This window comes from Klebsiella sp. G-Nf4, assembly GCF_002810615.1.
Lineage (GTDB): Bacteria > Pseudomonadota > Gammaproteobacteria > Enterobacterales > Enterobacteriaceae > Klebsiella > Klebsiella variicola.
In genome coordinates this window covers 344,197-365,059 of record NZ_PION01000002.1, presented here as the reverse complement: position 1 = coordinate 365,059, position 20,863 = coordinate 344,197, and the positions used below count along the sequence as shown (strand labels likewise).

21 protein-coding genes and 1 pseudogene are annotated in these 20,863 nt (G+C 58.0%); 15 read left to right on the top strand and 7 right to left on the bottom strand.

What is annotated here, in order from left to right:
- Positions 1-491 precede the first annotated feature (491 nt).
- Entirely contained in the window at positions 492-2,012 is a 1,521-nt protein-coding gene (locus CWM57_RS07940; protein WP_100675874.1) for an aldehyde dehydrogenase family protein, read from the bottom strand.
- Positions 2,013-2,275: 263 nt separating this feature from the next.
- Here CWM57_RS07940 and CWM57_RS07935 point away from each other — a divergent pair, with 263 nt between their 5' ends.
- The gene (locus CWM57_RS07935) at positions 2,276-4,063 is read left to right on the top strand and encodes a sigma-54-dependent Fis family transcriptional regulator (protein ID WP_100632151.1); all 1,788 of its coding nucleotides are present in this window, start codon (positions 2,276-2,278) and stop codon (positions 4,061-4,063) included.
- A gap of 2 nt (positions 4,064-4,065) precedes the next feature.
- Here the strand turns inward: CWM57_RS07935 and CWM57_RS07930 are convergent, their stop codons facing one another.
- Both CWM57_RS07930 and CWM57_RS07925 read right to left on the bottom strand, forming a co-directional pair.
- Positions 4,066-4,662: an undecaprenyl-diphosphatase gene (locus tag CWM57_RS07930; RefSeq protein WP_074387801.1), complete on the bottom strand. Its 597-nt coding sequence runs from the start codon at positions 4,660-4,662 to the stop codon at positions 4,066-4,068.
- Between the two features lie 59 nt (positions 4,663-4,721).
- Positions 4,722-5,639, bottom strand: coding sequence for a LysR family transcriptional regulator (locus tag CWM57_RS07925; RefSeq protein ID WP_100675873.1), 918 nt, complete (start codon positions 5,637-5,639; stop codon positions 4,722-4,724).
- A 103-nt stretch (positions 5,640-5,742) separates the two neighbouring features.
- On the opposite strand from CWM57_RS07925, the gene CWM57_RS07920 reads away from it, so the two are divergent.
- The 3 genes and pseudogenes from CWM57_RS07920 to CWM57_RS07910 all read left to right on the top strand — a co-directional run bounded on the left by CWM57_RS07920 (position 5,743) and on the right by CWM57_RS07910 (position 7,293).
- Positions 5,743-6,348, top strand: a complete 606-nt coding sequence (locus CWM57_RS07920; RefSeq protein WP_100675872.1) for an FMN-dependent NADH-azoreductase — start codon at positions 5,743-5,745, stop codon at positions 6,346-6,348.
- Positions 6,349-6,439: 91 nt separating this feature from the next.
- Positions 6,440-6,739: an ArsR/SmtB family transcription factor gene (locus CWM57_RS07915; RefSeq protein WP_002914277.1), complete on the top strand. Its 300-nt coding sequence runs from the start codon at positions 6,440-6,442 to the stop codon at positions 6,737-6,739.
- A 7-nt stretch (positions 6,740-6,746) separates the two neighbouring features.
- Positions 6,747-7,293, top strand: a pseudogene (locus CWM57_RS07910) (rhodanese family protein).
- Here CWM57_RS07910 and lpxO read toward each other — a convergent pair.
- Positions 7,274-8,176 (bottom strand): lipid A hydroxylase LpxO, encoded by a 903-nt coding sequence (gene lpxO / locus CWM57_RS07905; RefSeq protein WP_100675871.1) that lies wholly within the window; start codon positions 8,174-8,176, stop codon positions 7,274-7,276. The pseudogene CWM57_RS07910 and the gene lpxO overlap by 20 nt on opposite strands.
- Positions 8,177-8,380: 204 nt before the next feature.
- On the opposite strand from lpxO, the gene CWM57_RS07900 reads away from it, so the two are divergent.
- Positions 8,381-8,560 carry a hypothetical protein gene (locus tag CWM57_RS07900; protein WP_100675870.1) on the top strand — a complete coding sequence of 60 codons (180 nt, stop codon included), beginning with the start codon at positions 8,381-8,383 and terminating at the stop codon, positions 8,558-8,560.
- A gap of 79 nt (positions 8,561-8,639) precedes the next feature.
- Here CWM57_RS07900 and stpA read toward each other — a convergent pair whose 3' ends face one another.
- The gene (gene stpA / locus CWM57_RS07895; protein WP_074387825.1) at positions 8,640-9,041 is read right to left on the bottom strand and encodes a DNA-binding protein StpA; all 402 of its coding nucleotides are present in this window, start codon (positions 9,039-9,041) and stop codon (positions 8,640-8,642) included.
- Positions 9,042-9,767: 726 nt separating this feature from the next.
- Here stpA and alaE point away from each other — a divergent pair.
- Entirely contained in the window at positions 9,768-10,217 is a 450-nt protein-coding gene (alaE, locus tag CWM57_RS07885; protein WP_100675868.1) for an L-alanine exporter AlaE, read from the top strand.
- A 76-nt stretch (positions 10,218-10,293) separates the two neighbouring features.
- Here the strand turns inward: alaE and CWM57_RS07880 are convergent, their stop codons facing one another.
- Entirely contained in the window at positions 10,294-10,656 is a 363-nt protein-coding gene (locus CWM57_RS07880) for a DUF2002 family protein (RefSeq protein WP_100675867.1), read from the bottom strand.
- A 149-nt stretch (positions 10,657-10,805) separates the two neighbouring features.
- Here CWM57_RS07880 and CWM57_RS07875 point away from each other — a divergent pair, with 149 nt between their 5' ends.
- Complete coding sequence (locus CWM57_RS07875) at positions 10,806-11,153, top strand: DUF883 domain-containing protein (protein WP_002914293.1); 348 nt, start codon at positions 10,806-10,808, stop codon at positions 11,151-11,153.
- Between the two features lie 118 nt (positions 11,154-11,271).
- Here CWM57_RS07875 and CWM57_RS07870 read toward each other — a convergent pair whose 3' ends face one another.
- Positions 11,272-12,633: a PLP-dependent aminotransferase family protein gene (locus tag CWM57_RS07870; protein ID WP_100675866.1), complete on the bottom strand. Its 1,362-nt coding sequence runs from the start codon at positions 12,631-12,633 to the stop codon at positions 11,272-11,274.
- Positions 12,634-12,721: 88 nt separating this feature from the next.
- On the opposite strand from CWM57_RS07870, the gene CWM57_RS07865 reads away from it, so the two are divergent.
- The 8 genes from CWM57_RS07865 (at position 12,722) to proX (ending at position 20,766) form a co-directional block, all read left to right on the top strand.
- A complete protein-coding gene (locus tag CWM57_RS07865; protein WP_080897708.1) occupies positions 12,722-13,153 on the top strand; it encodes a carboxymuconolactone decarboxylase family protein in 432 nt (143 codons plus the stop codon).
- A 183-nt stretch (positions 13,154-13,336) separates the two neighbouring features.
- Positions 13,337-13,582 carry a glutaredoxin-like protein NrdH gene (nrdH, locus tag CWM57_RS07860; RefSeq protein WP_061153588.1) on the top strand — a complete coding sequence of 82 codons (246 nt, stop codon included), beginning with the start codon at positions 13,337-13,339 and terminating at the stop codon, positions 13,580-13,582.
- Entirely contained in the window at positions 13,579-13,989 is a 411-nt protein-coding gene (nrdI, locus tag CWM57_RS07855; RefSeq protein ID WP_100632153.1) for a class Ib ribonucleoside-diphosphate reductase assembly flavoprotein NrdI, read from the top strand. The genes nrdH and nrdI overlap by 4 nt, the downstream gene beginning before the upstream one ends.
- Positions 13,962-16,103 carry a class 1b ribonucleoside-diphosphate reductase subunit alpha gene (nrdE, locus tag CWM57_RS07850; protein WP_074387793.1) on the top strand — a complete coding sequence of 714 codons (2,142 nt, stop codon included), beginning with the start codon at positions 13,962-13,964 and terminating at the stop codon, positions 16,101-16,103. Before nrdI ends, nrdE begins: the two co-directional genes overlap by 28 nt.
- Positions 16,104-16,113: 10 nt before the next feature.
- Positions 16,114-17,076 carry a class 1b ribonucleoside-diphosphate reductase subunit beta gene (gene nrdF / locus CWM57_RS07845; protein WP_074387792.1) on the top strand — a complete coding sequence of 321 codons (963 nt, stop codon included), beginning with the start codon at positions 16,114-16,116 and terminating at the stop codon, positions 17,074-17,076.
- A gap of 357 nt (positions 17,077-17,433) precedes the next feature.
- The gene (gene proV, locus CWM57_RS07840; RefSeq protein ID WP_100632154.1) at positions 17,434-18,636 is read left to right on the top strand and encodes a glycine betaine/L-proline ABC transporter ATP-binding protein ProV; all 1,203 of its coding nucleotides are present in this window, start codon (positions 17,434-17,436) and stop codon (positions 18,634-18,636) included.
- The gene (gene proW / locus CWM57_RS07835; RefSeq protein WP_100632155.1) at positions 18,629-19,696 is read left to right on the top strand and encodes a glycine betaine/L-proline ABC transporter permease ProW; all 1,068 of its coding nucleotides are present in this window, start codon (positions 18,629-18,631) and stop codon (positions 19,694-19,696) included. The genes proV and proW overlap by 8 nt, the downstream gene beginning before the upstream one ends.
- Before the next feature lie 71 nt (positions 19,697-19,767).
- Positions 19,768-20,766: a glycine betaine/L-proline ABC transporter substrate-binding protein ProX gene (proX, locus tag CWM57_RS07830; protein ID WP_008806141.1), complete on the top strand. Its 999-nt coding sequence runs from the start codon at positions 19,768-19,770 to the stop codon at positions 20,764-20,766.
- Positions 20,767-20,863: the final 97 nt, after the last annotated feature.

Here is a 20,863-nt window from a genome sequence, read left to right as displayed (position 1 = left end):
AAATATATTACCGGTCCCACCAAAAGGCAACCCAACGCAATGTTGCGGATAAGTTAAGAATTATCGGCGTCATAGAATTTATTTTTGAAATGCCTTTTCAATGTTAATTTACATATCTATACAAACGGTAATTAAACACGTTCAAACAACAACAGATCAAAGCCATTAACAAATTTAAAAGTAATCGCCCAAAAAGTCGTCTTGTTTTATCGTGCTTCCGATCGGTAGTAGAGGAAAATTAGGAATTTTCCTGGTATTAATATTCATCATTTCTACATAAATGAAGCGCAAGTGTCCGCCTCAGTGCGCATAATTTCTTGTTGTGGAACTCTTTTTATTTTCAAGTGAAAGATGTTACATCAACAGCGTGAATGTATTGGTCATGCCGCTCAATAAAGTCGACTAAATAGCAGGGTTATTTTGCAGTTAAAAAAAATCCGCAACCCGGACGGATTGCGGATAGAGGATGGGTCAGACGCGCGGGAATGTCCTCAGAACAGACCCAGTGGCGCGGTGCCGTAGCTCACCAGCAGGTTTTTGGTTTGCTGATAGGCATCCAGCGCCATCTTGTGCGTTTCCCGGCCGACGCCGGACTGTTTATAGCCACCGAACGCCGCATGAGCCGGGTAGATATGATAGCAGTTGGTCCATACGCGACCGGCTTTAATCCCGCGGCCCATACGATAGGCGAGGTTGGTATCCCGCGTCCAGACCCCGGCGCCAAGGCCAAACTGGGTCTCATTGGCGATGGTCAGCGCTTCCGCTTCGTCCTTAAAGGTGGTCACCCCGATCACCGGCCCAAAGATCTCCTCCTGGAAGCTGCGCATATCATTGCGGCCTTTAATCAGCGTGGGCTGAATATAAAAACCGTTATCCAGCGCCGGGGCGATGACCGCCCGCTCGCCGCCGGTCAGGATTTGTCCGCCCTCTTCGCGGGCAATCTGAATATAGGAGAGGATCTTATCGAACTGTTGGCGGGAAGCCTGCGCGCCGATCATGGTGTTGGTATCTAACGGATCGCCACGGCGGATCTGCGCCACTTTATCCATCACCCGCGCCATAAAGGGTTCATAGATGGATTCATGGATCAGCGCCCGCGACGGGCAGGTACAGACCTCACCCTGGTTGAAGAAGCCAAGCACCAGCCCCTCCACCGCCTTTTCAATAAACTCTTCTTCGCCGTCCATCACGTCGGCAAAGTAGATGTTGGGCGATTTTCCTCCCAGCTCGACAGTGCACGGGATAATATTCTCCGCCGCACAGGCGAGAATGTGCCGGCCGACCGACGTGGAGCCGGTAAACGCCAGCTTGGCGATACGCTTGCTGGTGGCCAGCGCCTCGCCCGCCTCTTTGCCGAATCCCTGCACCACGTTAAGCACCCCGGCCGGGAACAGATCGCCGATCAGCTCCAGCAGCAGGGTAATGCTCAGCGGCGTCTGTTCAGCCGGCTTGAGCACCACGCAGTTACCCGCCGCCAGGGCCGGGGCCAGCTTCCACGCGGCCATCAGCAGCGGGAAGTTCCACGGGATAATCTGTCCAACCACCCCCAGCGGTTCATGGAAATGATAGGCCACCGTCGTTTCGTCAATCTCGGCGGTGCTCCCCTCCTGGGCGCGCAGGCAGCCGGCGAAGTAGCGGAAATGGTCCACCGCCAGCGGCAGGTCGGCATTCAGGGTTTCGCGGATCGGTTTCCCGTTGTCCCAGCTCTCCGCGACGGCCAGATACTCAAGGTGCTGTTCAATACGATCGGCGACCTGTAGCAGCAGCCTGGAGCGCTGCTGCACTGACGTTTTACCCCACGCTGGCGCCGCACGGTGAGCGGCATCGAGGGCGAACTCAATGTCTTTGGCGTCCGAGCGGGGAAACTGCGCAATGTTGCTGCCGTCGACCGGGGAGGTATTCATAAAGAATTCACCGCTCAGCGGCTCGACAAATTTACCGTCAATAAAGTTGCCGTAAGCAGATTTAAATGAAACCAGGGCGCCGGGCTGGCCAGGGTGTGCATAACGCATCGCAAATCTCCTTCTGTAGGGTTGAGACGCGGCGGCATATTGATTTTTTAAACTTGCCGCCGAACACTTCTTACTTTGCAGGGGTTATGCCAGTTTTTTATTGCCAATAATTTATATTATTTATTAATGAGTTAGGATGATTTATTTACCAGACGGGCAAGCGCTGTCGCACGGATGTCCACTTATGTGTCGCAAATCGCAACACCAAATAAACCAAATAGCTACAATATTGCAACACAGCAACATCGACCCTGAGGTGCCCTGTGCCAGGCAATCCCTATCTTCTCGCACCAGAGGTTAACGCTAACCCCCTGCTCAGCGATTCGTGGTCTCGCTGCCAGCGCTATGGTCTGGATCCCGCTACCGAGGATTTTCCCCGTCTGCGCGCCGGGGAACTGGCGGACCGGCTCGCCAGCCACCGCAGCCTGCAGCAGCTGGCGCAGCCGATGGTGGAGGCGCTGTCGCGCCAGGTGGCTGACCTGCAGTCGGTGGTGATCCTCTCCGACCCCAGCGGCCTGGTGTTGCACACCGTCGGCGATACCCAGGCGATGCTGAAGGCTCAGCGCGTCGCGCTGGCCCCCGGTAACCTGTGGAGCGAAAGCGGGCGCGGGACCAATGCCATTGGCACCGCGCTGGTCATTGACGACGGCTGCGAAATCGATGGCCGCCAGCACTTTCTCACCCGCAACCAGAATCTGTACTGTGCGGCGATGCCGCTCCAGCGGCCGGACGGAAGCATTGCCGGCGTGCTGGATATTTCCGGCCCGGCGGATTTTCCCCACCAGCACACCTTCGGCTGGGTGAAGGCGGCGGCAAAGCAGATTGAATATCTGTGGGTGAAACAGAGCCTGCATCCGGAACAGTGGCTGATGAGCCTGCACCAGCAGGTGGACAAGCTCGACAGCGTCGAGGAGCTGCTGCTGGTCTTCTCTGACAACGTCCTCACCGCCGGCAACCGGCTGGCGATGCGCGAGTTCGGCCTGAACGCGGCGCAGTTTGGCCAGCTTACCTTTGCGTCGCTTTTTCCGACGCTGGCGCAAACGGCGGTCAGCGTCCCGCTGCCGCTGACCACCCCGCAGGGCCGCTATCACTATCGCCTGCGGGAGCCCACCCGCCGCCGGGTCGCGGTAAGCGCCCCGCCGGCCATGCATCTCCCCTTCACCAGTCCGCGCGAAGGCGAAAAGCTGCTGCGGCTGCTCAACGCCGGCATTGCGCTCTGCATTGAGGGGGAAACCGGCAGCGGCAAAGAGTATGTTAGCCGCACGCTGCATCAGCACAGCCGCTGGCGCAGCGGCAAATTTGTCGCCATCAACTGCGCGGCCATCCCGGAATCGCTGATCGAATCCGAGCTCTTCGGCTACCAGCCGGGGGCATTTACCGGCGCCAGCAAAAACGGCTATATCGGTAAAATCCGCGAGGCTGAGGGCGGGGTACTGTTTCTTGATGAGATCGGCGATATGCCGCTGGCGCTGCAGACGCGGCTCCTGCGGGTGTTGCAGGAGAAAGAGGTGGCGCCGCTGGGCGCCAGCCGCAGCGTGCCGGTGAACTTCGCCTTGATCTGCGCCACCCACCGCAATCTGACGCAACGGGTCAGCGCCGGCGAATTCCGTGAAGATCTGCTGTGGCGCCTGCGGGAGTACGCCCTGGCGCTGCCCCCGCTGCGCGAGTGGCCGATGCTGGAAACCTTTATCGCCGCGCTGTGGCGCGATCTGGGCGGTGTTTCACGCCGGGTGACGCTTTCAAATGCACTGCTGGTCCACCTCAGCCAGCTGCCGTGGCCGGGAAACGTGCGCCAGCTGCAGAGCGTCCTGAAGGTGATGCTGGCTCTGGCCGATGAGGGCGACACGCTGACGCCCGACGCGCTGCCGGAGGCGTATCGCACCGCGCCTGCGCCGCTGCCGCGCGGGGGATTGCAGGCCCATGACGAGCAGTTGATTGTCGATACCCTGGCCAGCGTCAACGGTAACGTCAGCCGGGCGGCACAGATGCTGGGTATCGCTCGCAGCACGCTGTACCGCCGCGCCGCCCGTGCCGGACGGCCTCGTCGCTGAGGCTACGGCGTAAAGCGCGCCGGCAGCCAGGAGAACATCCGCCGGCTGACGGCCTCGCACAGCAGCACCAGCCGTGGGCCGACCGCCTGCCAGACCCGCTTCGCCACGATGACCCCACCGATGGAGACCAGGGCCGCGCCCACCATATCCAGCGGAAAATGTACCCCAAGATAGATGCGCGACCAGGCCACCGGCAGCGCAGCCAGCAGCACCAGCAGGCCAAGCGCCCGCAGGCGTAGCGACAACAGCGCAAACGCGGCGCTGAACATCACCGTACCGTGATCGCTGGGGAAGCTATTATCCGCCGGATGGCTTATCCAGGTATGGCCGAGGGGGATCATAAACGGCCGCGGATGGAACCAGAGCGTCCCGCACACCATCCCCAACCCGAGGGAAATGACCACGGACAGGGTCATAAACAGCGCCTGGCGGTGCCCCTCGCGACCACCGAGAAACCACAGACCGAGCGCGATCGCCGGCATCATAAACACGATACCGCTGGCACAAACACGCGCCAGCGACAGCAGACTCTCCGCGGCGCCAGGCTGCGCGTTAAGCGCAAAAAAAACAGATTGATTCAGGGTTTCCAGGGCGTTCATAGCGATAGCTCTCAGTCGTCATCTTTCTGTCATTATCGCCCGGACGCCTTAAGATACCCTTAACCGCTGGACGGTGTGCTTTTAGCAAGGCGCAGTCCTTCCCGCAGAGCATCGATCGCCACCCGCGTTTTTTGCGGCAGCCACGGCCCCTCCGGCCACACCGCGTGGATGGCGAAACGCGCATAGGCACTGGATGCCAGAACCTGCTGTAGCGCCCCATCGGCAAGCCCCTTGGCCACCAGCCAGTCCGGCAGCCAGGCGATGCCCATTCCCTGCTGCACCGCCGCCGCGATGGCGGCAAAATCATCCTGTACCAGCCCCGTTTCCGGACTGAAGCGCACTTCACCCTGCTGCGGGTCGTACAGTTGCCATTTTTGCAGTTGGCCGTTGTGCAGATAGCCGAGGGTGCGGTGCTCGCTCAGCCCGGCGATCGTCTGCGGCGGCGGCTGGCGTCGCAGGTAATCCGCCGCCGCGCACAGCACCATGCCATGCTCCCCCAGCGCCCGCGCCCGCAGCGACCCGGTATCGGCCAGGTTTCCGATACGCACCGCAAGATCAACCCCCTCCTCCAGCAGATTGACCTGCCGGTCACTGTAGTGGAGCTCGAGCTTCAGTAACGGATAGCGCTGGCTCAGGCGGAACAGCAGCGGCGCCACGCAGCGCTGACCAAACAGCACCGGTAGCGAGATCCGCAGCCGCCCCTGCACCTCGCCCTTCCCGCGCTGGAGCGCCTCTTCGGCCTCGCGGATGCGCGCCAGCGCTTCCCGGCACTGGTGGTAGAATTGCTCCCCCTCTTCCGTCAGCAGTTGCCGACGGGTGGTGCGCTGGAATAACGCCACGCCGAGGCGCGCTTCCAGCCGGGCAATGGTTTTACCCACCGCCGAACGCGTCACGTGGAGGATCGTCGCCGCGCTGGCAAAGTTACCGCTCTCGACCACGGTGACAAACACCGGGATCGCGTTCAGATCGTCGCGCACAGATTGGTTCCTTACGGGATACAATAGAGGAAAATAATGTCACTCCAGAGAGAAAAAAGACAGTGTTAGTCTCTGCCTCCATCCTTCACTTGAGGCATCCCTTATGGCAAACGTTCTGGTGTTAAAATCCAGCATTAATGGCGAAACATCCTTGACCAATCAGCTGATTAACGAATTTCTCGCGGCACGCCAGGCGGCGGGACACCGCGATCGGCTCACGGAACACGATCTCAGCGCCATGGCGCTGCCAACGCTGGATCGCCCCCTGTTCGCCGCCCTGCGCGGGGCGGTGGATCCGCAGCCGGCCATCCGCGCGGCGGTTGCGCTCTCCGACCAGCTTATCGCCGAGTTAAAAGCCAGCGACCTGCTGGTGATCGGCGCGCCGATGTATAACCTCAACGTCCCGACCGATCTGAAAAAATGGTTCGACCTCGTGGCGCGGGCGCGGGAAACCTTTCGCTACACCGACAGCTGGCCGCAAGGGCTGGTCGAGGGTGTTCGGGCGGTGGTCGTCAGCAGCCGCGGCGGTATTCACCAGGGAGAGACCACCGACGCCATCACGCCTTATCTGCGCGCGGTACTGGGGCTGATGGGGATCGGCGAAGTGGAATTTATCTATGCCGAAGGGCTGGATAATCGTCCGCATGGTCGCGACGCAGGGATCGCCAGCGCCCGGGCGCAGATTGCCCAGCTCGCCGTTCCGGCCTGAGTCACGGATAACCTGAATCACGGATAAATAGTGCTGGCGCAGGCGATGTTTTTATTTTAGAGTTATCTAAATTTAGAGAAAGATAAAATACATGACCACACCTGAAGACCTGCAGGCCCGCGCCGGAGAAGCCGCCGCGCTGATGAAAGCCATGAGCAATCCTCACCGATTGCTGATCCTGTGCATGCTGTGCGATGCGCCGCGCGCCAGCGCCGGTGAACTGGCCCGCGCCACCGGCCTGAGTCCTTCCGCCACCTCGCAGCACCTCGCGCGGATGCGTGACGAGGGGCTGATCGACAGCGAGCGCGATGCCCAGCGTATCCACTATTTCATCACCCACCCTGCGGTACAGCAGGTGATCAACACGCTGAAAACGCTCTATTGCCCGTGAGGATCCTATGACTATCGCCACCTTAACCCCTGCCGAAGCCCGGGCGCTGATTGCCCAGGGCGCCAGACTGATTGATATCCGTGATGCGGATGAATACGCGCGCGAACATATTCCCGATGCCGAGCTGGTGCCGCTCGCCAGCCTGACCAACGGTGCGACCCTCAATGCCCGGGCCGGAGAGACGGTCATTTTTCACTGCCAGGCGGGTTCCCGGACGCAGAATAACGCGATTCGCCTGGCCGCCGCCGCCGCACCGGCGCAGGCAAGCCTGCTGGCCGGGGGGATTCAGGGCTGGAGGGCCGCAGGGTTCCCGGTTGAGGAGGATAAATCCCAGCCGCTGCCGCTGATGCGCCAGGTACAAATTGCCGCTGGCGTCCTGATTTTACTCGGTGTACTGCTGGGCTATACCGTGAGCAGCGGCTTCTTTCTGCTCAGCGGCGCGGTCGGCGCCGGGCTCACCTTCGCCGGGGTGACCGGCTTTTGCGGCATGGCGCGCCTGCTGGCGATCATGCCCTGGAACCGGCGTCAGGAGGGTTAAAACGCACTCCAGATAAGCCAGGCAATGCCGCCGAAGAGCAGCCATTTAACGATGTAATAGACCGTCTTATTCCATTTTTTCAGCCGCTTGCCGACAATACGTATCTGGTAGATATAGCGAAACGCCCGGTTAATCCCGCCAATGCGATCGCCGGTATCGTTGGGCGCCGAGGCGGCGCTCATCAGATGACGTCCCAGCCAGTGGTTCACCTGCTGCGCCCAGCGGTAGTGCATCGGCCGTTCAATATCACAGAACAGAATCAGCCGATTCTCACCGCTGGTATTTTCCGCATAGTGAATATAGGTCTCATCAAACAGCACCCCTTCCCCATCGCGCCAGCTGTAGCGCTGGCCATCCACCTCGATAAAGCAGCGGTCATCGTTCGGCGTCGCCAGGCCGAGATGAAAGCGCAGCGAACCGGCGTAGGGATCGCGGTGGCGCGGCAGACGGCTGCCGTCCGGCAGGGTGGCAAACATGGCCGCTTTCACCGACGGGATATCGCGCAGCAGCGCAGTGGTGTATGGACAGAGTTGGCTGGCGGAGGGATGGGCATCCTCATACCATTTCAGATAAAAGCGTTTCCAGCCGGTTTTAAAAAATGAGTTAAATCCGGCATCGTTATATTTATCGGCCGCTTTAATCTGCTCCAGCTGCTGCAGGTGGATCCCTTCGTCGCGAATAACTTGCCAGTTCTGCTGCAATATCGCCAGCTCGGGAAACATCTCCGGGCGCAGATATGGCGTATTCGGCACGCGGGAAAATAAATACATAAATCCATTCAGCGGAGCAGTAAATGTTGAATGATCGGAGAGCTGTCGCCAGAAACGATAGCGCACCCGCCCGCGGTAATGGACGTACAGCACAGCAATAACAATAATTAATAGAATGATATACTTCATAATGTCTTTCCTGACCAACTTGGTGGTAACCCTACCTTCGCCGTCCCCCTTGTCAGCAGCGGTTTGGCGCCAGCAAAACATTAACAACACTAATACATATACCACCAAATTGTTTTAACAAAAAACAACACAGCCGGTGTTCAGTGGCCGGCCGTTGAGCTATGGTTGAGGTTCATCCAGGATGTTAACCGTGAGGAGTGAATGATGTTTTCTGTCGGCGATCTGGTACAACCGCGTGCGGGTGGGCCAAAACTGAAAGTGGTTGAAGTGCAGGGAGAACAGCTGGTGGTGGTTCAGGCCGCGCAAGAGCAGGGTGAGCGCTATACGCTGAAGTCAGACGAGGTGACGCCCTATCAGGAAGAAGGCGACTTCGGCGTCTGCTGAAGCCCCCCTCCCGCTGATTCACAAGGCCAGACTGAACGGTGGGTCTCCCCCCACCGTCATGACACTGGCCGGATCGGCTTTAAATGAGAAAACTGTCCAGCGATTTCCCCTGAGCGACCGCCTGAGCAATCGGCTTCGGCATTCTTCCCTGACCGGTCCAGGTTTTTTCTGCGCCAGTATGATCGGTATAACGATATTTCGCCGGGCGCGGTTGCCGCTTTTTCCCTGCCGCCATCGGCGGCTGAATATCCGCCACGAGGTCGTCAGGAGAAATACCGTCGGCGCGCATCAGCTCAAGCCAGGTATTCACTTTTTCCTGATATTCAGCCTGCTGCTGCGCCGCCAGCTGCTGTTGCGTACGTTTTTCTTCAGTGACGATCCTGAGCTTTTCCAGCATCTCTTCAAGCACGTCAATGGAGAATTCACGGGACAGGGCACGGAGTGAACGGATATTATTCAGTTTGTGTAACATTAAAGACATAAAATTAAAAAATCCCAGATAACCAATTAAAAGATACAACGCAGCAAGTGTAATAGAAACGCTTATTTATTTCCAGCCTTCGGTTATCCAGAAAAATATATTACGTAGAAAGTAGTTGTTATCCTAATGACTATATTGGCAAAGCGCCTTGCCTTTTTCATCAATATCCCCAAAAGAGAGAATGAATAAATAAAAACAGCGCAATAGCGCACAATAAAATATATCTCATTGAGGATATTATCTTTATGGTCAGCGACTTACCTTCTGTTCATCAGTGACCGCGCCGATATACCCCTCACGGCACACTGAATAGTTAATCAGGTATTCAGAATAAAACGACACACACCGATTCAGAGTTTTACACCACAAAAATGCGACTAATGGCATAAAAAATTCTAAACACGACATCAGTCACAGTCTAACGTGATTTTGCGCCACAGCGGGCAGTCAGGCGTCAACTCGCTGACCAGAGACGATAGAAAAACAAACCATAAGCAACTGAAAAATAATAATTTTATTAGAAATGGGAATAAAAGTAGCGTAACGGACAGAAAATGAACCATTGCAGAGTATTTTATCGACAAAAAGGCAATAAATAAAAATTTATAGCTAGTTGCCACTTTTAATGCAGAGATATACTCTACGCACATCAAAACAGGCAGCCCAAAAACGCTATACCAACGCGCATTTTCGGCGTTATTGACTTCATTTTCGAGGAGCACTCCGATGTTCTCTGCGCACTCCCGCTTGCGGCATGCGGTTGCAGACACCTTTGCGATGGTGGTTTACTGCACCGTCGTCAACATGATCATCGAAATTTTTCTCTCTGGTATGACGTTTGAGCAGTCGTTATCGTCACGCCTGGTGGCAATCCCGGTCAACATTATTATTGCCGTGCCCTATGGTTTTTATCGCGACTTTGCGATGCGTCAGGCCCGGCGCATTAGCCCGGCCGGCTGGATGAAAAATATGGCCGACGTGCTGGCCTACGTCACTTTTCAGTCGCCAGTGTATGTCGCGATTTTGTGGAGTGTGGGTGCAGACTGGCACCAGATTGTCGCTGCGGTGAGCTCAAACCTGGCAGTATCGATGATGATGGGCGCCGCTTACGGTTACTTCCTCGACTATTGCCGCCGCCTGTTCCGCGTGGCCCCTTACCAGCAGGCGAAAGCCTGACCGACGCCATTCCAGCGACTGGCCCTGCCAGTCGCTCTCTCGTCAGCCTGCTCCGCCCCGGTCCTCAACCACCGTATTAATTTGTCGACATCACCGGCTGGGCTTCGCCAAATAGTCCATTCAGAAAACGCTCAAGCGCCATCCGTGAGCTAAATCCATGCGGAATACCATAATGCTGCTGCGCATCTCCGGCTAAATACAGCGGAAATTGTTCATAATGGTCGCAGGTTTTGATATCTGAGGCCGGTTCGGCCAACATATTGCTACGCTCTTTTAGCGCTGGATGAATAATTAACGCTGTCCGCCCCATGCGCGCTTCGCGGTTCACATAAACATAATTATCGCCTCGGCGATAGCCGTACGCTTTTTGCGTCACAACATCCATGGTGAAGCCGGCTTTTTCAAGAACACGCGCCACCTCATCGGGTCTTAAATACATACTGATTCCTCGTTATCTTTTACCGCACATTGACCTTACCTTATTCGTTAAGCGCAGTGCTTTCGGAAAATTCCAGAAACCACAGCAGTAAGCATAATTCAAAATCTTGTCCTACACTTACTCACTCGATGGAATTAAGGGAGATAACGATGGCTAACCATGTGAACCGCAACAATTTTGACGAGAATGCTGAGGATATCCATAACGATGTCAGTCAATTAGCGGATACGCTGGAAGAGGTGCTGAAATCGTGGGGCAGTGACGCGAAAGAGGAAGCGGAAGCGGCGCGCGTTAAAGCACAGTCGCTGCTAAAAGAGACCCGTGCCCGCCTCAACGGTCACAACCGGGTGCAGCAGGCGGCGTTGGATGCCCGTCAGGCAGCCTGTGATGCGCTGGGCTGCGCCGATACCTACGTGCGCAATAAACCGTGGCACAGCGTCGGCGCCGCCGCCGCCGTCGGGGTATTTATTGGCGTATTGCTCAATTTACGTCGATAATAGAGACAGCGTCAGCTTCCGCGCGCGCCTGGCGAGCGGAAGCCCGCGAGCTTCACGGAATCTAATGAAGATAACAAATACGCGTCAGCCCCTGCGCGCCTCTGGCCGCAGGGGTTTTTTATGCGCCATCGTTCGCGATCGCCTCTCTGAGCCGCCGGGCCAGTTCGTCGGCCATCGCCGCTGAGCGAATATTGGTAAAACTCATCAGTAATCCCCCCTCGCCTGCATGACGAAGACGCCAGTCGCTCAGCGCCTGCACCGCCAGCCCGGCCTCAACCGCCTGCCGGGCCAACAGGCGATCGTTGCCGCTGACCGGCATGACCAGCTGAATGCCGCCCTGCTGCGGCGTGACCCGAAAGCCCTGCGCCTGCAGGGCCGACTCCAGCCACTGTCGGCGCTGGCTATAGCTGGCGCGCATTTTTTTCAGATGACGCCAGAAATGTCCCTGCTGGATAAAATCCGCCAGCGTCTGCTGCCACAGAGTAGGAACGGTGCAGGGCTGGCGCTCCGCCGTCTGATGAAAACGCGCCACCAGTGGGGTCGGCACCACCAGCCAGGCGGTACGCAGCGCCGGAAACATCGACTTACTGAAAGTGCCCGCGTAGATAACCCGCTGCGGCGCATCGAGGCTTTTCACTGGCGGCAGCGGTTTGCCGTGATAGCGAAACTCGCTATCGTAATCGTCCTCAATAATCCATGCGTCGCGCGCTGTCGCCCACGCCAGCAGCTGGCGACGCCGGGGAAGCGACAGCGCGACCCCCAGCGGACTCTGGTGCGCCGGGGTGAGCAGGGCAAACCGCGCTTGAGGATGATGGCGCAGGCCCCAGCCAACATTCATTCCTTCGTCGTCCACCGGGATCGCATCCACCACCAGCTGCCTGGCCTCAACGACCGGGCGGATAAAGGGATACCCCGGATCCTCCATCCACATATGCTGTCCCGGCTGCGCCAGCGTACGCAGGATAAGATCCATGGAGGTAGTATAGTTGCCGGTAATCAGCACCTGCTCCGGCTGGCAGTCAATACTGCGCGACAGGCGCAGATAGTCCACGATCGCCTGGCGCAGAAGCGGGTCGCCGCCGGGATCGCCGGGGGCAAGGTCGAACCGCGACTGCGTCCGCAGCCGACGCCCCATCACTCGCGCCCACAACCCGCGCGGAAAGAGATCCAGCGCCGGCAGCCCCATCTGAAAGGGCAACGGGTCCGTCGAGGCGACTGATTGCGCTGGCGTAACCGGCGCCAGCTGGCGCGGACTGAGCCGCTCGCTGACAAAAGTCCCCGCCTGCCCACGCCGCTCGAGCCACCCCTGGGCGACCAGTTCACCCCAGGCGTTTTCGATAGTCGCCCGGGAGACACCCTGCTCCTGAGCAAACACCCGGCTGGCGGGCAGACGGCTGCCCGGGGTCAGTTCGCCACGTTCAATCGCCGATTTCAGCTGGCGGGCAATACGCTGATAGAGAGGGAGGTGGGTCGCTTCCATTATGGTCTGCTTTTTTCATCACAATATGGCTATCTTTTGCAGTCCATTATAGTGCTATTTTGGCTGCCGTCTTAGAGAGGAGAACACCATGAGCCAATTACGTCAGCCATTCAGTGAACTGAGCCCGGAAGTCTATAAAGGGCTGGTACAGGCCAGCATCGCGCTGGAGAAAAGCGAACTGGGCAGCGCCCTGGTGGAGCTAGTTTATTTACGCGTCTCGCAGATCAACGGCTGCGCCTTCTGCCTTGAGAAGCACAGCCAGGCGCTGCGCAAAGGCGGTATGGCGCAAAGCAAACTGGATGCCCTGGCGGGCTGGCGGGTAAGCGCTCACTTCACACCTGCCGAACGCGCAGCGCTGGCGTGGGCCGAGTCGGTCACCGACATTGCCGTCAGCCATGCGGAAGATGACGTTTACCTGCCGCTGCGCGAACATTTTACCCCGCGTCAGATAAGCGATCTGACCTTAGCCATCAGCCTGATGAACGCCTTTAACCGTCTCGCCGTCGCCATGCGTCTGTAGTTCCGCACAGCCTTCCCCCTCCTCCGCCGAATTGTCCTGGCGGGGGATCTTCTGACTAAAAACGCTATATATTGAGTGGTTGAACTTTTAAATAACTACATCTAGTATTTCCTTATCGAATGACCCACAACGTTCGACGCTGCGTTTAGCGCCGTGCTGTTATCTTAAATGGAAATACGAATCATGCGCATTATTATTTACACTCGAAATGACTGCGTGCAGTGCCATGCCACACGGCGAGCCATGGAAAGCCGGGGACTGGCCTTTGAAATGGTGAACGTCGACCAGCAGCCGGATGCCGCCGACACCCTGCGCGAGCAGGGATTTCGCCAGTTGCCAGTGGTGATCGCTGGTGACCTGCGCTGGAGCGGCTTCCGCCCGGATATGATCAATCGCCTGCGCCCCTCCGTCACGGCGGCCAGCGCATGAGCCTCATCGTCTACTTCTCCAGTCGTTCGGAGAATACCCATCGCTTTGTGCAGCGCCTGGGGCTGCCGGCGGTGCGCATTCCGCTGAACGAGCGTGAACATCTGCAGGTAGACGAACCCTATATTCTCATCGTTCCCAGCTATGGCGGCGGCGGTACGGCCGGCGCGGTACCGCGTCAGGCGATCCGCTTTTTAAACGACGTGCATAACCGCCAGCTGATCCGCGGGGTGATTGCCGCTGGCAATCGCAACTTTGGCGACGCCTGGGGGCGTGCCGGGGATGTCATCGCGCAAAAATGCGCTGTGCCCTATCTCTACCGCTTCGAGCTGATGGGAACCCCCGACGATATCGACAACGTGCGTAAAGGAGTCAGCGAATTTTGGCAACGACAACCGCAGAACGTATAACCGCCGCGGCGGATTTTCACGCCCTCAACGCGATGCTGAATTTGTACGACAGCGAGGGCCGCATCCCGTTTGAGAAAGATCGCCAGGCGGTGGAGGCCTTTATGACCGCCCAGGTCCGGCCCAAGACCCTCACCTTTGCCAGCCAGGACGATAAACTCACCTGGCTCGTCCGCGAGGGCTATTACGATCCGCTGGTGCTGGCCGGCTATGACCGCGCGTTTGTGCTGGCATTGTTCGCCCATGCCCGGCGCGCCGCGTTTCGCTTTCAGACCTTCCTCGGCGCCTGGAAGTTCTATACCAGCTACGCGCTGAAGACCTTTGACGGCAAGCACTACCTCGAGGATTTTGCCGATCGCTGCGTAATGGTGGCGCTGACGCTGGCCCAGGGAGATGACCAGCAGGCGCGGCAGTTAATGGAAGAGATGCTCAGCGGCCGCTTCCAGCCCGCGACCCCCACCTTCCTCAACGCCGGAAAACAGCAGCGCGGGGAGCTGATCTCCTGCTTCCTGCTGCGCATTGAAGATAATATGGAGTCCATCGGCCGGGCGGTTAACTCGGCGCTGCAGCTGTCGAAGCGCGGCGGCGGTGTGGCCTTTTTACTCTCCAACCTGCGCGAGGCCGGGGCGCCGATCAAGCGCATCGAAAATCAGTCCTCCGGGGTGGTGCCGGTGATGAAGATGCTGGAGGACGCCTTCTCCTATGCCAACCAGCTTGGCGCCCGCCAGGGGGCGGGAGCGGTCTGGCTGCATGCGCACCATCCCGATATTTTGCGCTTCCTCGATACCCGGCGTGAGAATGCCGATGAGAAAATCCGCATCAAAACCTTGTCGCTGGGGGTCGTGATCCCCGATATCACCTTCCAGCTGGCAAAAGAAGACGCGCAGATGGCCCTGTTCTCGCCATATGACGTCGAGCGGCTGTACGGTAAACCCTTCGCCGACTGCGCCATCGGCGATCTCTATCCGCAGCTGGTGGCCGATGAACGGGTCCGCAAGCGCTGGATCCGCGCTCGCGATCTGTTCCAGCGCCTGGCGGAGATCCAGTTTGAATCCGGCTATCCGTACATCATGTTTGAAGATACCGTCAATCGTGCCAATCCGGTGGCCGGACGGATCACCATGAGCAATCTGTGTTCCGAAATTCTGCAGGTCAGTACGCCATCCACCTATGATGAGAACCTCAGTTACGCCCATACCGGAGAAGATATCTCCTGTAACCTCGGCTCGCTGAACATCGCCCATACCATGGACTCGCCGGATTTTGCCCGCACTATCGCCACCGCGGTGCGCGCCCTGACCGCGGTGTCCGATATGAGCGACATACAGTCGGTTCCCTCGGTGGCGGCCGGCAATGCGGCCTCCCACGCCATCGGCCTGGGTCAGATGAATCTTCACGGTTACCTGGCGCGGGAAGGGATTGCCTACGGCAGTCCGGAGGGGCTGGACTTCACCAATATCTATTTCTACACCGTGACCTGGCATGCCCTGCACACCTCAATGCTGCTGGCCCGCGAGCGCGGCCAGCGCTTCGCCGGCTTCGAACAGTCGCGCTACGCCAGCGGGGCGTACTTTGACAAATATCTGCAGGAGGAGTGGCAGCCGAAAACCGAACGGGTGCGCGCACTGTTCGCCCGCGCCGGTATCTCCCTGCCCGACCGGGAAAGCTGGCGCCAGCTGCGCGACGATGTCATGCGCTATGGCATCTATAACCGCTATCTGCAGGCGGTGCCGCCCACCGGGTCGATCTCGTACATCAACCATGCCACCTCCAGCATTCATCCGATCGTCTCGAAGATTGAGATCCGCAAAGAGGGGAAGACCGGACGGGTGTACTACCCCGCGCCGTTTATGAATAACGACAATCTGGCCCTCTATCAGGATGCGTACGAGATAGGGCCCCAGAAGATCATTGATACCTACGCCGAGGCGACGCGCCACGTCGATCAGGGGCTGTCGTTGACGTTGTTCTTCCCGGATACCGCCACCACTCGCGATATCAACAAGGCGCAAATCTACGCCTGGAAGAAAGGCATTAAGACCCTCTACTACATCCGTCTGCGCCAGCTGGCGCTGGAAGGCACTGAAATTGAAGGCTGCGTGTCCTGCGCACTGTAAGGAGAACAGGATGACTCATTTAACGCGCATCAGCGCTATCAACTGGAACCGCATTGATGACGACAAAGATCTTGAGGTCTGGAATCGTCTCACCAGCAACTTCTGGCTGCCGGAGAAAGTGCCGCTATCGAACGACATTCCCGCCTGGCAAACCCTCAGCGCGGCGGAGCAGCAGTTGACCATTCGCGTCTTCACCGGGCTGACGCTGCTCGACACCATTCAGAACACCGTCGGCGCCCCGGCGCTGATGGCGGACGCCCTGACCCCGCATGAGGAGGCGGTACTGTCGAACATCAGCTTTATGGAAGCGGTTCATGCCCGCTCTTACAGTTCCATTTTTTCCACGCTGTGCCACAGCAAAGAGGTGGATGCCGCCTTCGCATGGAGTGAAAGCTGCGAACCCCTGCAACGTAAAGCGCAGCTGATGCTGGGCTACTATCAGGCCGACGAGCCGCTGAAGAAAAAAATCGCCAGCGTGTTCCTCGAATCCTTTCTCTTCTATTCCGGCTTCTGGCTGCCAATGCACTTCTCCAGCCGGGGAAAACTGACCAATACCGCGGATCTGATCCGTCTGATCATTCGCGATGAAGCGGTACATGGCTATTACATTGGCTACAAGTATCAGAAAGGACTGGAGATCGTCAGCCCCGGAAAGCGCGAAGAATTGAAAAATTTCGCCCTCGATCTGCTGATGGATCTTTACGACAACGAGCTGGCCTACAGCCGGGAACTGTACGGCGAGAGCGGCTGGTTTGACGACGTCAGCGCTTTCCTGGGCTACAACGCCAACAAAGCGCTGATGAACCTCGGCTATGAAGCGCTGTTCCCGGCGGAGATGGCGGCGGTTAACCCGGCGATCCTCGCCGCGCTGTCACCTAACGCCGATGAAAACCACGACTTTTTCTCCGGCTCCGGCTCCTCGTACGTGATAGGTAAAACGGAAGAGACCGCCGACGACGACTGGGATTTTTAACCCTGCTTTCACCAGGAATATGGTGTGCTGATTCCTGGTGATCTATTTCGCAGAAAAGTGGGTTCATCTGCCAAATATTCTCTCCATGGCATAACCGTCATCACTCCGTCATATTTAGCAGAAAACCCACCCATTCCAGTCGAATTATCCAGAGATAATCAAAAAATATTACCTGCAACAAATTACCGCTCAGCCCTTATATCACGGGGGCTGCGCCACCATGCCCCTCACGCCATTTTGCCGAGAGTTTACTATTGAGGGTTGTCACAGAATCTGAGTATGTTAGGGTGTAAAAAGATCATTATCACCATTGGGTATCGTATCGCAATAAACAAATAACAGGAACTTCTCTATTGCATGGCAATTAAATTAGAAATTAAAAATCTTTATAAGATATTTGGCGAGCACCCTAACCGGGCTTTCAAATATATTGAGAAAGGACTCAACAAAGCGCAAATACTGGAAAAAACGGGGCTGTCGCTTGGCGTCAAAGACGCCAGTCTGGCCATTGAAGAAGGCGAGATATTCGTCATCATGGGGCTCTCCGGCTCGGGGAAATCCACCATGGTTCGCCTTCTCAATCGCCTGATTGAACCCACCCGCGGCCAGGTGCTGATTGACGGAGTCGATATCGCCAAAATGTCGGACGCCGAGCTGCGCGAGGTGCGTCGCAAGAAAATTGCGATGGTTTTTCAGTCCTTTGCGCTTATGCCACACATGAGCGTGCTCGACAACACGGCGTTTGGTATGGCGCTTGCCGGCGTCCCGACCGCCGAACGAGAGCAAAAAGCCCGGGAGGCGCTGCGTCAGGTGGGGCTGGAGAATTATGCCCATGCCTGGCCGGATGAACTCTCCGGCGGGATGCGTCAGCGCGTCGGTTTAGCCCGCGCCCTGGCCATCAATCCCGATATTCTGTTAATGGATGAAGCCTTCTCCGCGCTCGACCCGCTCATTCGCACCGAAATGCAGGATGAGCTCATCAAATTACAGGCTAAGCATCAACGCACTATTGTCTTTATTTCTCATGACCTTGATGAAGCCATGCGAATTGGCGATCGCATTGCCATTATGCAAAATGGCGAAGTGGTCCAGGTCGGTACTCCGGATGAAATACTGAATAATCCGGCCAATGATTATGTGCGCACCTTCTTCCGCGGCGTGGATATTAGCCAGGTCTTTAGCGCCAAAGATATTGCCCGTCGCAGCCCGGTCGGATTGATTCGTAAAACCCCAGGTTTTGGCCCCCGTTCGGCGCTGAAATTATTACAGGATGAAGACCGGGAATATGGCTATGTCATCGAACGCGGAAATCGCTTTGTCGGGATTGTCTCAATCGATTCTCTGAAGACGGCGCTTAGCGCCGGCGAGGGGATCGAGACGGCGCTGATTGACGCCCCGCTGGCGGTGGAGGCGCAAACGCCGCTCAGCGATCTGCTCTCCCATGTCGGCCACGCCCCGTGCGCCGTCCCGGTGGTGGATGAAGAACAACAATACATTGGCATCATTTCCAAACGAATGTTGCTCCAGGCTTTAGATCGCGAGGGGGTGAATCATGGCTGATCAAACCAATCCGTGGAACAGCGCCCCGGCAACCGACAGCGCCACGCAGGCTGCCGATGCCTGGGGTGGAACCGCCACTGCCGCGCCGGCCAACGGTGGCGGCGCCGACTGGCTGCACAGCGCGCCCGCGCCGCAGCCGGAACAGTTCAATATCATGGACCCGTTCCATAAGACGCTGATCCCACTCGACAGCTGGGTCACCCACGCCATCGACTGGATCGTGCTGCACTTCCGCCCGCTGTTCCAGGGGATCCGCGTGCCGATCGACTATATCCTCAGCGCCTTCCAGCAGCTGCTGTTGGGGATGCCGGCGCCGGTGGCGATAATTATCTTCGCGCTGATCGCCTGGCAGATCTCCAGCCTCGGCATGGGGGTCGCCACCCTGGTTTCGCTGATTGCCATCGGCGCCATCGGTGCCTGGTCGCAGGCAATGGTCACCCTGGCGCTGGTCCTCACCGCCCTGCTGTTCTGCATGGTTATCGGCCTGCCGCTGGGGATCTGGCTGGCGCGCAGTCCGCGGGCGGCTAAAATTATCCGCCCACTGCTCGATGCCATGCAGACCACACCGGCGTTCGTCTATCTGGTGCCGATCGTGATGCTGTTCGGCATCGGCAACGTGCCCGGCGTGGTAGTGACGATTATTTTTGCCCTGCCGCCGATCGTCCGCCTGACCATTCTCGGGATAAACCAGGTGCCCGCGGATCTGATCGAAGCGTCGCGCTCGTTTGGCGCCAGCCCGCGCCAGCTGTTGTTTAAGGTTCAGCTACCGCTGGCGATGCCCACCATCATGGCCGGGGTAAACCAGACGCTGATGCTGGCCCTGTCGATGGTGGTGATCGCTTCGATGATCGCCGTCGGCGGTCTCGGCCAGATGGTGCTGCGCGGCATTGGCCGCCTGGATATGGGTCTGGCTACCGTCGGCGGCGTGGGGATCGTGATCCTCGCGATTATTCTTGACCGCCTCACCCAGGCCGTCGGTCGCGACGCCCGCAGTCGCGGCAACCGCCGCTGGTACACCACCGGCCCACTGGGGCTTATCACTCGCCCTTTCTGTCGATAACAGTGCTGCCCCCCGGCAACAGCCGATGCCGGGGGGCCGGCCTCCCCCATTAAACAATAAGAGGAACCACCATGCGACATCGCACGATGATGGCCACCGCCGCCTTTGCCACCCTGATCGCCACCAGCACCTTCGCCGCCGACCTGCCGGGCAAAGGGATTACCGTGAAGCCTGCCCAGAGCACCATTTCGGAAGAGACCTTCCAGACCCTGCTGGTCAGCCGCGCACTGGAGAAGCTAGGCTACACCGTTGAGAAACCCAGCGAAGTGGACTATAACGTCGCCTACACCTCCATTGCCGCCGGCGATACCACCTTTATCGCCACCAACTGGCAGCCGCTGCACGATGACATGTACGCCGCGGCGGGCGGTGATAACAAATTCTATCGTAAAGGGGTGTATGTCTCAGGCGCCGCCCAGGGCTATCTGATCGACAAAAAAACCGCCGAGCAGTACCACATCACCTCCATCGATCAGCTTAAAGATCCGCAGATCGCCAAACTGTTTGATACCAATAACGACGGTAAAGCGGATCTCACCGGCTGTACACCAGGCTGGGGCTGCGAAGCGGTGATTAACCACCAGATTGACGCCTATGGCCTGAGCAAAACCGTCACCCATAACCAGGGCAACTACGCGGCGATGATGGCTGACACCATCGCCCGCTATAAAGAGGGTAAACCGGTGCTCTACTACACCTGGACGCCGTACTGGGTCAGCGACGTGCTGAAACCTGGCAAAGACGTCGTCTGGCTGCAGGTGCCGTTCTCCTCCCTGCCGGGCGAGCAGAAAAACATCGACACCAAACTGGCCAACGGCGCCAACTATGGCTTCCCGGTGAACACGATGCACATCGTCGCCAACAAAGCCTGGGCCGAGAAAAATCCGGCCGCCGCCACCCTGTTTAGCGTCATGAAGCTGCCGATCGCCGACATCAACGCCGAGAATGCGATGATGCACGAAGGCCATGCTTCCGAAGCCGACATTAACGGTCATGTCGATGGCTGGATCAAAGCCCACCAGCCGCTGTTCGACAGCTGGGTGAAAGCGGCGCTCGCCGCGCAGCAGTAACCCTGCCTCCCGGATAAGGCGCTCCGTCTTATCCGGGCTCCCTTTCCCTCCTTGCTCGCAGCACAGAGTATGGAAAAGCGGATTCCAGGAATTTCCA